Consider the following 13,000-nt stretch of genomic DNA (forward strand, 5'->3'; position numbering starts at 1 on the left):
GTTACGTGCTCATGAACAGCAGGCAATGTTAAGAGAAGAGCAAAATATTTTAAGCTACAAAAAAGCCGCGCTATAAAATTTTATAGCGCGGCTTTTAAATGTTTAATAATACCAATCCGCAAAAATACTTAATCATTTTGAATGATCAAACCAGTCGCTACCTGCGTTAAAAATTTCTGATTTAGAACAACTAAATAACTAAATTTTTGCCTTGTTATCAACGCGGTTTTATTGCCTCAAAATAGACCACTTAATTAAGCGGAATGGTATAAGAAGTGTTATTTAACTTCTTTACCTGCTGCCTGTTGATCAGCATGGTAGCTTGAGCGAACAAACGGGCCACATGCAGCATGTGTGAAGCCAATTTCGTCAGCATAAGCTTTTAAGCCATCAAACTCGGCTGGTGGCACGTAGCGTTTAACCGGTAAGTGGTGCTTTGAAGGCTGTAAGTATTGACCTACCGTGAGCATATCTACGTTATGTTCACGTAAATCACGTAATACTTCTTCAATCTCACTGATTTCTTCGCCTAGACCGACCATTAGGCCAGACTTTGTTTTCACTTCTGGGTGCGCTTCTTTAAAGCGACGAAGTAGCTCTAATGACCATTTATAATCAGCCCCCGGACGCGCTAGTTTGTATAATCGTGGTGCCGTTTCTAAGTTGTGGTTGAACACATCTGGCGGCGTTTCAATTAAGATATCAAGCGCTCTGTCCATACGGCCACGAAAATCAGGTACTAGAATTTCAATGGTGATATTTGGGTTATGCTTACGAATTTCACGAATACAGTCAGCAAAGTGTTGTGCACCGCCATCACGTAGGTCATCACGGTCAACAGACGTAATAACAACATAGCTTAACTTCATATCTTTAATCGTTAGAGCTAGTTTTTCTGGTTCTGCCGCATCAGGCTTTAATGGACGCCCATGCGCAACATCACAAAACGGGCAGCGACGCGTACAAATTGCACCAAGAATCATAAAGGTTGCTGTACCGTGATTAAAGCATTCTGATAGGTTAGGGCACGATGCTTCTTCACACACAGAGTGTAAGCCGTGTTTACGCATGGCACTTTTAATACCATCAATACGCTCTGTTGATTTTGGTAAACGAATTTTAAGCCATTCTGGCTTACGTAACATTTCGTTTTTTTCTGTTGGTAAAACTTTCACTGGGATCAGCGCCATTTTCTCAGCATCACGCAGTTTTACGCCTGGTTCCATTTTGACTGGTTTATTCATTCGTTTTCAAACCCTTCAGTGTGCTTAACCACAGTAGCATTAAGCTTTTTAATCATGTGTTTAATAAGCCCTGAACCTGCTTGCTCTAGGTTCTGTGGGCCATTGAGATCGGTTGTCTGCACCATGTTCATACCAGCATAACCGCATGGATTGATACGTAAAAATGGGCTTAGGTCCATATTTACATTCAGTGCTAAACCATGGAAAGAGCAGCCGCGACGAACGCGTAAGCCTAACGATGCAACTTTACTGTCGTTAACATAAACGCCAGGTGCATCCGCCTTTGCATAGGCTTCAATATCATAATCTTTAAGTGTATCGATAATACACTCTTCCAACCAAGTGACGAGTTCACGAACGCCAATATTTAAACGGCGAAGGTTAAACAGCACGTACATCATTTGTTGACCCGGTCCGTGATAGGTCACTTGACCACCTCGGTCTACTTGAATCACTTCAATATCACCGGTGTTTAAAAGGTGCTCTGCCTTACCTGCCTGACCCTGTGTAAATACAGGTTCGTGTTCCACAAGCCAAATTTCATCAGCTGTGTGCTCATCGCGGGTATCGGTAAATGATTGCATTTTTTGCCAAATTGGCATGTAACGCTGTCGCCCTAATTGGCGAACGATTAATTCTCTCTCGCTCACGATTTACTCCGTAATCAGTCTATAGCATATGACGTACGTCATCGATGTTGCTGATCACGTTATAGATTTCTTCGATGTGCTCTTTGCTTGTTACCGTAGCAACAAGTGTGACTGACTCATAATTCCCTTTACTGCTTGGTTTGATCTTAGGTGCGTAATCGCCCGGTGCAATGGGTTGCAGCTTTTCTAGGATCTGATCTGTCAGATTTACATTAGCTAAGCCCATGATTTTAAATGTGAATGGGCAAGGGAAATCTAAATACTCGTCAAACTTAGTATCTTTTACAGGTTGAACCACGACGGTGACTCCTCAAACAATGGTCTGCTTAATAGACGTTTTCTTTGCCATTTCTTGGCGTTAAGCAAACTGGATTACGACGCACTCGACCCAGCGCGACTGATATGGGGCGCATTCTATCATTTTTCAGGCAAAAAAAAACGCCTTGCAGTGCAAGGCGTTTATAATCTTTTTTACGGGTTTACATTATTTGTAAACGTAAGTAATCGTAAATTTTGCTAAAGAAGCTACCTTCTTCCACTTCTTCTAAGGTAACAAGTGGATATTGCGCAATTTCTTCACCTTCAAGCTGTAAGAAAAGTGTGCCTACTTTAGTGCCTTTCGCCAGTGGGGCTTCTAAGGTTTTATCAAGCTCAAAGTTCGCTTTTAAGTTTTTACGTTGACCGCGTGGGATAGTAATGGGTGTATCTTCTAAAATACCTAACGATACGTTTTCTTTATTACCCATCCAAATACGTTGCTCTGCAAAACTGTCACCTGCTTTATAGGGTGTGATTGTTTCGAAGAAACGGAAACCGTAGTTAAGTAGTTTTTTACTTTCTACCTTACGTGCACGCTCGCTTTCAGTTCCCATTACAACTGCAATTAAACGCATATCATCTTTGGTTGCTGAGGTAACTAAGCTATAACCCGCTTCTGAGGTATGGCCTGTTTTAATTCCGTCTACGTTTAAGCTCTCATCCCATAACAATGAGTTACGGTTGTATTGTTTAATGCCGTTATAAGTAAATGATTTTTTTGCATAAACTTCATATTCATCAGGTACATCACGGATAAGTGCAGCGCCTAATGTTGCCATATCACGTGGCGTGGTAAAGTGCTCGTTGGTATCTAAACCATGGCTATTAACAAAGTGACTGTTGCTCATGCCTAGTTTTTCAGCATGGGCATTCATTAAATCAGCAAATGCACTTTCGCTGCCTGCAATGTGCTCTGCCATTGCTACGCACGCATCATTTCCTGATTGGATTATGATACCGTGGTTAAGATCATCAACACTGATTTGTTTACCCACTTCGATAAACATTTTTGATGACTCTGGAAAGTTCTTTGCCCATGCTTTTTCGCTCACTGTTACCATATCGGTCGGTGAGATATTACCTGCTTTAATTTCTGTACCAATGACATAACTGGTCATCATTTTGGTCAGACTTGCTGGTGCTAGTTTTGTATCAGCTTCGCCTTCGGCAATTACTTTTCCTGTGGTGAAATCAACCAAAAAGTAACCTTTAGCATTAACTTGAGGTGGGGCGGGGATGATTTGGGCTGTTGCAGAAAATACGCTAGCAGTGCAAACAAGGCCACAAACGCCACTTAAGATTTTATATTTTATAGATTTCATCGTACTCATTAATGGTTGAAGTTAAACATGTCGCGTTAACCTATTCTAAAGGTCTTACTCACTGTAAAGCAAGAACGCGTTCTGAAATTGGTTTTGTTTTAATTTATCTAAAACGGATTGTGCTTCTGCAGCATCTTTAATTGGCCCTAGACGCAGACGATAGATCCCGTCTTTTTCAACAATGTTTGTTGGCACATGGTATTGCTGGCGAAGTTGAAACGCGAGCGCTTCGACATTAGAAAGAGTACTTCCCGCTGCAACCTGTATGTAACTTAAACGAGGGGCAGAATTTGCAAGTGTAATAGCTTCAACCTTAACACGGGCTGTACCTTGACGATAGTAGCCAAGCTTATATGCTGCAGAATAAGATAAATCGATCAGTCTATCGTCATGAAAAGGGCCGCGATCATTAACACGCACAATCACTGATTTGCCATTATCTAAATTCGTGACGCGAGCAAAACTTGGCAGCGGCAGTGTTTTGTGAGCTGCAGTCATGGCAAACATATCGTATATTTCGCCGTTCGAAGTGTGGTAGTTGTGAAATTTTCGACCATACCAAGAAGCGATGCCTTCTTCTGAGTAGCCCGTTTCATCTAGCATGGGCGTGTAGCGCTTTCCTCTCACCTCGTAGGGGCGGCTTGCACTGGCGCTTTTGATAACAGCAGTGACCACAGCATCTTGCATTTCAAGTTCTGTCGGTGTTCGCAATGGCGCTGCATCATGCTGCATTGCATAGCGTCCTTGTTGTGACGACGGTGAGCTACATGCGCTGAGCACAACACAGATAAGCGCGATTAAAAGGGCATTTATTAAGTGGGTCATTATTTTAACAGCATCCTTTTATCGGTGGCGATAGACATAATAATGCCAAATCCAGCCATCAGGGTCACCATAGAAGTCCCCCCGTAACTAATTAAGGGTAAGGGGACACCAACGACAGGTAATAGGCCAGAAACCATTCCTATATTCACAAACACATAGACAAAGAAAGTCAGGGTTAAGGCCCCTGCGAGTAGTTTACCAAATGCGTCTTGTGCATTAACGGCAATGTACAAGCCACGCCCAATAATAAATAAATACATGCACAGCAGTAAGCAAACACCAAATAGACCAAATTCTTCACTGAGTACCGAAAAGATAAAGTCAGTATGGCGTTCGGGTAAAAACTCAAGTTGTGATTGAGTCCCTTGCAACCAGCCTTTACCTTCAATTCCCCCGGAACCAATGGCTATTTTTGATTGAATAATGTGATAACCCGAGCCTAAAGGGTCACTTTCTGGGTCTAAAAAGGTAAGTACTCGCTGACGTTGATAGTCATGCATTCCGTAATGCCAAAATGGCCATGCAGCGAGTGCAACAACGGCTGAGAAAAAGCCAATTAAGCGCCAGCTTAAGCCTGATAAAAACAACACAAATATACCTGAACTGGCAATTAAGATTGACGTTCCTAGGTCTGGTTGTTCTTTAATTAAAATGGTCGGCACCATCACAATTACAAAACCAATGATTAAATGAATCGCGCGTGGGGGCAGGTGATTACGGCCAATGTACCAGGCAACCATCATTGGCACGGCTATTTTCATTAATTCGGAAGGCTGGAAACGCGTGATACCTAAATTAAGCCAACGTTGCGCGCCTTTGGAACTGACACCAAAGAACAACACGCCAACGAGCATTAATAAGCCCAAGCAATACAGAGGAATGACCATGCTTTTTAAGGTATTCGGTGAAAACTGCGCCAGAATAAACATGCCCAGTACAGCACCAAACATACGTGTAGCATGGCGGATCATCATCGCAGAATCTTGACCACTGGCACTGTATACAATAGCAAGGCTTGCGACCATCATGAGCATGAGCGCAATCAGTAAAGGTACATCAAGATGAAGGCGCTGCCAAATCGAGCGTTTTTTATTTAATGGGATCATGGCGCATCACTTTGAGCAAGTTTTATAGGGTTAGCAGAAAAGTAGTAATCCATTAATTGGCGCGCAATTGGCGCACCAACAGTACTTCCCCCACCGGTATTTTCGACGACCACCGACACCACAATTTGTGGGTCATTATAAGGGGCAAAGCCAACATATATTGCGTTATCTCGTTGGCGTTCTTTGAGTGATTCTGCATCATATCGCTCGCCTTGAGCAATACTGACTACCTGCGCCGTTCCGGTTTTACCGGCTGGGTCATAGGTTGCACCTTTAAACGCTTTGTGTGCTGTACCGGTTACTTTATGCACTGTGTTGTGCATTGCATCGAGGGCCATTTGCCAATGATGTGGGTTTTTAAGTTGTACAGGGGGCTTTTCATCATTATTGATTTGCGTTACTTCGTTTTCTTTTTTGGCTACTTGCACAAGGTGAGGTGGATGATCAATGCCTTTATTCACCAAAATGTTAGTTGCATTGGCTATTTGCATCGGGGTCGCGGTCCAATAACCTTGTCCGATCCCCACCGAGATTGTATCGCCTCGCCACCATGATTCTCTGAAACGGGCTTCTTTCCATTCTTTAGATGGCATAATTGCCGTTGTTTCTTCATGAATATCAATACCAGAGAGCTCGCCAAAGCCAAATTGAGTCATAAAGTCACTGATTTTAGTGATGCCTAGTCGGTAGGCAACATCGTAAAAGTAGGTATCACATGACTCTTCAATCGCTTTGTAAACATCGACATGACCATGGCCCCAACGTTTCCAGTCACGCCATTTGTGTTCAACATTCGGAATTTGGAAAAAGCCCGGATCCCACATCTGTGTTTGTTCTGTTACCAAACCTTCTTCGAGGGCTAAAATGGCCATATGGGGCTTAACCGTCGATGCCGGAGCATAGCGACCCTGCGTAGTACGGTTAATAAGTGGGCGGTCTGGATTTAATAATTCTTTGTAGTTTTTACTGCTAATGCCATGCACAAATAAGTTTGGGTCATAACTTGGGTTTGAATACATTGCCAGCACGCCCCCGTCTTTTGCATCAAGCACGACCACTGCGCCACGCATGTCTTTTAAGGCATGCTGGGCTATTTGTTGCAAGCCAATGTCCAAGGTTAACACTAAGTCGTGGCCAGGCTCTGGCGGAGTCAGACTGAGAGTACGGATAACGCGACCACGGTTGTTTACTTCAACGCGTTGTGAGCCAACAACACCGTGTAGTAACTCTTCATAGTATTTTTCGATACCAAGCTTACCAATGTCATGAGTGGCGCGGTAATTCGTTGCTTGGTCTTCGGCTTCAAGTTTAGTGAGTTCTTTTTTGTTTAGCTTGGCAACATAACCTAAGGCATGAGTGAGTGTATCGCCATACGGGTAGTAGCGGGCTAAACGCGCTTCAATACTGAACCCTGGAAATTTATGTTGGTTTACTGAAAACGTGGCTACTTCGGTTTCGTTTAACCGTGCTTTAAGCACTTGGCTTTTAAAGCGGCGATTATGTTTGATATCGTCTAAAAAGTCGGCTTTTTGTTGTTCGCTTATCGTAATTAGTTGCTCAACAGCAGCCAATGCTTTGTCAAGATCATCAACTTCTTCAGGAATGACTTCAAGGTTGTAAACGGGCTTGTTCTCGGCAAGTAACACCCCATTTCTGTCGTAAATCAGGCCTCTATTAGGCGCAATTGGTATTACTTTTATGCGGTTGTCGTTTGAACGTGTTTGATAGTCTTGGTGATCAATAACCTGAATGTTATATAAATTTGATAACAAGACACCAATAAGCAGGGTAACAAACACAAAACCCACAAATGCTCGACGGGCAAATAAATTTGCTTCAGCCGAGTGGTCTCGAATGGTGGGTCTGTGTTTTCGCATGGGCTTTACTACTCGCGATGATAAGGGTGGTTGTTATTTAAGCTCCAGCCACGATAAAGGCTTTCAGCAACAATAATACGCACCAACGGATGCGGTAGCGTTAGGTTCGATAAAGACCATTTTTGCTCTGAGGCTGCGATACACTCAGGTGCAAGCCCTTCAGGACCGCCAATCAGTAGGCTGACATCTCGGCCATCAAGCTGCCATTTTTCCATACTTTTAGCGAGCTGATGCGTATCCATCGGCTTACCGGTTACTTCAAGTGTAACAATGCGGTTTCCTTTGGGGATAGCCGCCAATGTCTTTTCACCTTCAAGTTGTAAAATACGTTTGATATCCGCATTTTTACCACGCTTTCCTGCTGGGATTTCAATGAGTTCTAACGGCATATCACGCGGAAACCGGCGTTGATATTCCGTAAACCCTGTTTCTACCCATGCTGGCATTTTCGTGCCAACGGCAATCAATTGTATCTTCAAAATGCTTTACCTATGTCCTTGCTAAGGGTTAGCCCCAAAGTTTTTCTAGATCATAGAAGTCGCGAGTTTGGTCTTGCATTACATGCACAACCACATCACCGAGGTCTACCAGTACCCATTCACCTTCATTTTGGCCTTCGTAGCCGAGTGGCTCTTCACCAGCATGGCGTGCTTCTTTTGCGACATGATCAGCAATAGACTGAACGTGGCGTTTAGAATTACCTGAACACACCACCATGTAGTCAGTAATGTCAGATTTTCCACGAACATCAAGTTGTACCACGTCACGGGCTTTCATATCGTCGACTTTATCAAGGGCAAATGCGAGTAGTTGTTTAGAATCCAAAGTGTTTTCTCAAAAGTAAATAATCGTAATGTGTTATTTTATCACGCAGATAGTATTTATTCATCTGTTTGGTAAAGATGATGCTGCGCAATGTATTGACTGACGCTAGCGGGTAAAAGTTCCGCGGCCTGTTCATTTAAATATAATTGTTTTCGAATCTGACTCGATGCAGCATCTACTTGTAAGCCATTTAAAAAGAATAACTTGCCAGCAGGTGATTGTTTTAGTTGCGCGAGTTTGTCAGTCAACGCATCGGCTTTGTAAGCGGCCAGTTCACCCTCAACATGGCATATTTGGCCAGGGCGCTGATACACCACAATATGGCACAGTGTGACTATTTCTTGCCATTGATACCATTTATCTAAGTTATTAAACGAATCCATGCCGATTAAAAACAGAATAGGGGCGGTCGGGTGTTCGCTGCGAAGCTCTTTTAAGCTCAGTAATGAATACGATGCACCGCTGCGGTTAAGCTCTCTGTAGTCGATGGCAAATTGCGGGTTAGACGCTATCGCAAGCTTGAGCATATTAATCCGATGCTCGTCGCTTATCCCCGGTTTTGCTTTATGAGCGGGGATAGCGCAAGGCATAAAATAGAGGGTATTCAATTGGCACTGTTTAACACACTGTTCAGCCATATTTAAATGGCCTAAGTGAATGGGATCAAACGTGCCACCGAAAATAGCAATCATCAGTTACGACTCTCAGTCAGAATGTGGATGACAAGGTAAGGGGATTGATAACGGCTGACAAAACACTAAACAAATATGAGTCAACGCTTGATAAGGGGCAATTAAGTTACCTTGTTTGTAAGCGGCATCAAATTGAGCGAGTTGTTTAATTATTTGCTCAAGTACCTTGCTGTTTAAACGATTCAGCGCGTGTTGGATTGTCGCTTGTTGATTCTTCCAAATATTAAACTGCTTGTATAAGTCAGTCATATTGGCGCCCGTTAGTCTGGCATGCTGCATAGCAAGTAGGTTGCTGGCTTCTTTATTAATAGCCCAAAAAATACTCATGGCTTCGGTATTATCCGCAGCGAGTTTGGTCATGACTTTGACTGCTTGCTCAGCGTGACCTTTGAGTAATGCATCGCTCAAATCGAAAATATCAAACTTTGATTGATTGAGCAGCCCTTGCATAACGGCTTGTTGGTCAACTAAGTCACTGCCATAAAGCAGTGAGAGCTTTTCAAGCTCTTGATGACACGCAAGCAGGTTGCCTTCAGTTGCTTCTATGAGGCTTTGCTTAGCATTGTTATGCAGGTTTAAATTTAAACGATAACATTGCTCATCTAACCAGCGGGTTAGGTGATTGCCTGTTAGCGGATAACAAGGCACAAAGATGCCTTGTTTATCGAGTGCTTTAAACCAAGCGCTACGCTGGATATCTTGGCTGGCTTTGGCGCCTTTTAACACTAAAATAGTGTCATCATTGACCAGCTCAGTGAGCTGTTTAAATATTTGACTGCCCGTGGTGCCCGGTTTTTGCTCGTTTAAATCAAATTCAATCAGGGTGCGTGCACTGAACAGTGACATACTTTGATATTGAGCAATAATCTCTTGCCAATCAAAGCCCTGCATCAATGTGAATTTGATGACTTCGTCAAAACCGTGCTGTTTAGCTGCTTGACGTATCTGTGATACGCATTCCGCTATTTGGTAGGGCTCCTCACCAAACACCATGTAGAAAGGGGCGAGGCCTTTTTTTAGTTGGCTGGTGAGTTGATTCGCATAACAACGCATTACAGTTGCGATAACTCTCTAACAATACGGCGGCTTGCTTGCTTTCTGATTTCACTCAGCAGCAGCTCAAGTTCTTTGGCTTTTGCAAGTGCGTTATCAGGATCGTCTTGGTAGTTACGATACAGCTCAAAACGTTGGTTAACCGCTTCTTGGCCTGGTCGTTTAAGGGTGTAACTGACACTATAAGCAAGCTCATATTCTGCGACCTGACCGTTATCAAATAACGACAATATTTGTCGCTCTAAGCGGTCTTTGTGAATAGTGAGCTCAGGCGTTGAACTGTCGCCGTGGTCAAATTCTACTTTACTGGCTATTAGCTCTTTTTCGACTAACTCGAACAGGGTTGATTTTTCGTCATCACCAACCAGCGAGATCACCTTTAAGTCATCCGGTAAGTTAGAGGCTTTCTTTAAATGAAAGCCACAGCTTGTTACCAGTAAACAGACTAGCACTAAAGCTAGTCTGTTTTTCAGTGCATGAAGCGCTGCCATCTTAGTTAGCAACCACATTCAGAAGCTTGCCTGGTACGTAAATTACTTTACGGATTGTCACGCCGTCTGTGAATTTAGTCACATTATCTTCTGCGAAGGCGAGGGCTTCAACTTGCTCTTTAGTGGCATCTGCTGGCACTGTTAACTTAGCACGAAGCTTGCCGTTAACTTGTACGATGATTAGCTTTTCATCTTCAACAAGTGCCGACTCATCCACGGTTGGCCAAGAAGCATCTAAGATGTCACCTTCTTTGCCAAGGTCTTGCCATAGTTGATGACACATGTGCGGCGTAATAGGTGCAAGCATGATAAGTAATGCTTCAAGCGCTTCGTTTGCTATCGCGACATCTTGTTTATCAGCAAGTGGCGCTTTTAATAACTTGTTTGAAAGTTCCATAATGGCAGCAATTGCTGTGTTGAACGTTTGACGGCGCTCAACATCATCGGTCACTTTTGCAATGGCTTTATGAAGCTCACGACGAAGTACTTTTTGATCGTTGCTTAAAGCGGCTTTATCAAGTGCTTGATAACCTACGGTTTCAACATCGACTGCGTATTTCCAAACACGTTTTAAGAAACGCATTGCGCCTTCTACACCTGAATCAGACCATTCAAGAGTTTGCTCTGGAGGTGCTGTGAACATCATGAATAAACGCACCGTATCGGCACCGTATTCGGCAATAACTTGTTGTGGGTCGATACCGTTGTTTTTCGATTTCGACATTTTACTCATGCCTGCAGAGAATACCGGCTCACCATCTACTTTATGCCATGCTTTTGTCACACGACCTTTTTCGTCAGTTTCAGTTTGTACGTCGGTTGGTGATATCCACACATCACCGCCTTTCTCATCTTTACGATAGAACGTTTCTGCTAATACCATGCCTTGGCACAGCAAACGCTCGAATGGCTCGTCAGAGTTAACTAAGCCAAAATCACGTAATAGTTTGTGGAAAAAGCGAGAGTAAAGTAAGTGTAAAATCGCATGCTCAATACCACCGATGTATTGGTTTACAGGTAACCAGTAGTTTGCAGCGCCAGGCTCAATCATTCCTTCGTCAAAACGAGGGCTACAGTAACGTGCGTAGTACCACGATGATTCCATAAAGGTATCGAATGTATCAGTTTCGTGAAATGCAGGTACGCCATTTACGGTTGTTTTAGCCCATTCAGGATCCGCTTTGATTGGCGATGTAACACCATTCATAACCACATCTTCAGGTAAGCGTACTGGTAACATGTCTTCAGTAGCGGCAATCTCTTGGCCATTTTCGTCGCTTAACATAGGGATTGGAGAACCCCAATAACGCTGACGGCTCACGCCCCAATCACGTAAACGGAAGTTTACTTTACGCTCACCAACGCCCAGTGCTTCTAACTTGTCTGCTACCGCATTAAATGCTGCATCAAACTCTAGACCATCAAACTCACCTGAGTTTACTAACACGCCTTTTTCTGTGAAAGCTTGATTTGCAAGGTCAACCGTATCTTCGCTGCCAGCTGCAGGTGCAATAACTTGCGTAATTTCTAGGCCGTAAGTACTTGCAAACTCGTAGTCACGTTGGTCATGCGCAGGCACCGCCATTACCGCACCTGAACCATAGTCCATCAGTACAAAGTTAGCGACCCAAATAGGGACTTGCTTGCCTGTTAATGGATGGATTGCGTAAAAGCCAGTTGCAATGCCTTTTTTGTCCATGGTTGCCATGTCGGCTTCAGCAACTTTGGTGTTTTTACACTCATCAACAAACATCGCAACAGCATCGCTATTTTTAGCCGCTTCTTGTGCAATTGGGTGACCGGCTGCTACAGCAACGTAAGTCACACCCATAAAGGTATCTGGGCGTGTTGTGTAAACACGGAATGTGTCATCGTTGTCGGCACGTTTGAATTCAATTTCTAAGCCTTCAGAACGACCAATCCAATTGCGTTGCATGGTTTTAACTTGCTCAGGCCAGTGATCAAGTTTATCTAAATCATCTAAAAGCTCTTGAGCATAATCAGTGATTTTGATGAACCATTGTGGAATTTCTTTTTGCTCAACAATCGCACCTGAACGCCAGCCACGACCATCGATTACTTGCTCGTTGGCAAGCACTGTTTGGTCAACTGGATCCCAGTTTACTGTTGACATCTTTTTGTATACTAAGCCTTTTTCATACAGCTTAGTGAAGAACCATTGTTCCCATTTGTAGTACTCTGGGTGGCACGTCGCGATTTCGCGATCCCAGTCATAACCAAAGCCTAATTGCTTTAATTGGTTACGCATGTAGTCAATGTTTTCGTATGTCCACTTAGCCGGTGCCGTGTTATTTTTAATTGCGGCATTTTCAGCTGGAAGACCAAACGCATCCCAACCCATAGGTTGCATTACGTTTTTACCTTGCAAGCGTTGGAAACGTGATACTACGTCACCAATAGTGTAGTTACGAACGTGACCCATATGCAGTCGGCCGCTTGGGTATGGGAACATTGATAAGCAGTAATACTTTTCTTTGCTCTCATCTTCAGTGACTTTAAATACTTGGTTTTCATCCCAGTAGGCTTGTACTTTTGACTCTATGTCTTGCGGGTTATATTGCTCTTGCATCTACGAT

Annotated in this window: 13 protein-coding genes; all 13 read right to left on the reverse strand. The window is 43.4% G+C overall.

Features of this window, described 5'->3' with window-relative positions; all coding sequences use genetic code 11:
• Positions 1–278: 278 nt before the first annotated feature.
• Positions 279–1,244 (reverse strand): lipoyl synthase, encoded by a 966-nt coding sequence (lipA, locus tag JIG41_RS07995; protein WP_036967331.1) that lies wholly within the window; start codon positions 1,242–1,244, stop codon positions 279–281.
• Complete coding sequence (lipB, locus tag JIG41_RS08000) at positions 1,241–1,894, reverse strand: lipoyl(octanoyl) transferase LipB (RefSeq protein WP_036967333.1); 654 nt, start codon at positions 1,892–1,894, stop codon at positions 1,241–1,243. The genes lipA and lipB overlap by 4 nt, the downstream gene beginning before the upstream one ends.
• A 19-nt stretch (positions 1,895–1,913) precedes the next feature.
• Positions 1,914–2,192, reverse strand: a complete 279-nt coding sequence (gene ybeD / locus JIG41_RS08005; RefSeq protein WP_036967336.1) for a DUF493 family protein YbeD — start codon at positions 2,190–2,192, stop codon at positions 1,914–1,916.
• Positions 2,193–2,373: 181 nt separating this feature from the next.
• A complete protein-coding gene (locus JIG41_RS08010; protein ID WP_036967339.1) occupies positions 2,374–3,534 on the reverse strand; it encodes a serine hydrolase in 1,161 nt (386 codons plus the stop codon).
• Between the two features lie 54 nt (positions 3,535–3,588).
• Complete coding sequence (locus JIG41_RS08015) at positions 3,589–4,359, reverse strand: septal ring lytic transglycosylase RlpA family protein (protein ID WP_036967342.1); 771 nt, start codon at positions 4,357–4,359, stop codon at positions 3,589–3,591.
• Positions 4,359–5,465 (reverse strand): rod shape-determining protein RodA, encoded by a 1,107-nt coding sequence (gene rodA, locus JIG41_RS08020; RefSeq protein ID WP_036967346.1) that lies wholly within the window; start codon positions 5,463–5,465, stop codon positions 4,359–4,361. Before rodA ends, JIG41_RS08015 begins: the two co-directional genes overlap by 1 nt.
• On the reverse strand, positions 5,462–7,342 hold the full coding sequence (gene mrdA, locus JIG41_RS08025) for a penicillin-binding protein 2 (protein WP_199524546.1): 1,881 nt from the start codon (positions 7,340–7,342) through the stop codon (positions 5,462–5,464). The genes rodA and mrdA overlap by 4 nt, the downstream gene beginning before the upstream one ends.
• Positions 7,343–7,350: 8 nt before the next feature.
• The gene (rlmH, locus tag JIG41_RS08030; RefSeq protein WP_036967350.1) at positions 7,351–7,821 is read right to left on the reverse strand and encodes a 23S rRNA (pseudouridine(1915)-N(3))-methyltransferase RlmH; all 471 of its coding nucleotides are present in this window, start codon (positions 7,819–7,821) and stop codon (positions 7,351–7,353) included.
• 28 nt (positions 7,822–7,849) lie between these two features.
• On the reverse strand, positions 7,850–8,167 hold the full coding sequence (rsfS, locus tag JIG41_RS08035; RefSeq protein WP_036967352.1) for a ribosome silencing factor: 318 nt from the start codon (positions 8,165–8,167) through the stop codon (positions 7,850–7,852).
• Between the two features lie 56 nt (positions 8,168–8,223).
• Positions 8,224–8,859, reverse strand: coding sequence for a nicotinate-nucleotide adenylyltransferase (gene nadD, locus JIG41_RS08040; RefSeq protein ID WP_075593704.1), 636 nt, complete (start codon positions 8,857–8,859; stop codon positions 8,224–8,226).
• A 12-nt stretch (positions 8,860–8,871) separates the two neighbouring features.
• Positions 8,872–9,912 carry a DNA polymerase III subunit delta gene (gene holA, locus JIG41_RS08045; protein WP_065978079.1) on the reverse strand — a complete coding sequence of 347 codons (1,041 nt, stop codon included), beginning with the start codon at positions 9,910–9,912 and terminating at the stop codon, positions 8,872–8,874.
• Positions 9,912–10,403 carry an LPS assembly lipoprotein LptE gene (gene lptE / locus JIG41_RS08050; protein WP_065978078.1) on the reverse strand — a complete coding sequence of 164 codons (492 nt, stop codon included), beginning with the start codon at positions 10,401–10,403 and terminating at the stop codon, positions 9,912–9,914. The genes holA and lptE overlap by 1 nt, the downstream gene beginning before the upstream one ends.
• 1 nt (position 10,404) lies before the next feature.
• Positions 10,405–12,993 (reverse strand): leucine--tRNA ligase, encoded by a 2,589-nt coding sequence (leuS, locus tag JIG41_RS08055; RefSeq protein ID WP_075593703.1) that lies wholly within the window; start codon positions 12,991–12,993, stop codon positions 10,405–10,407.
• Positions 12,994–13,000: the final 7 nt, after the last annotated feature.

It is taken from the genome of Pseudoalteromonas sp. bablab_jr011 (assembly GCF_016464045.1).
In the GTDB taxonomy this organism is placed as follows: domain Bacteria; phylum Pseudomonadota; class Gammaproteobacteria; order Enterobacterales; family Alteromonadaceae; genus Pseudoalteromonas; species Pseudoalteromonas lipolytica.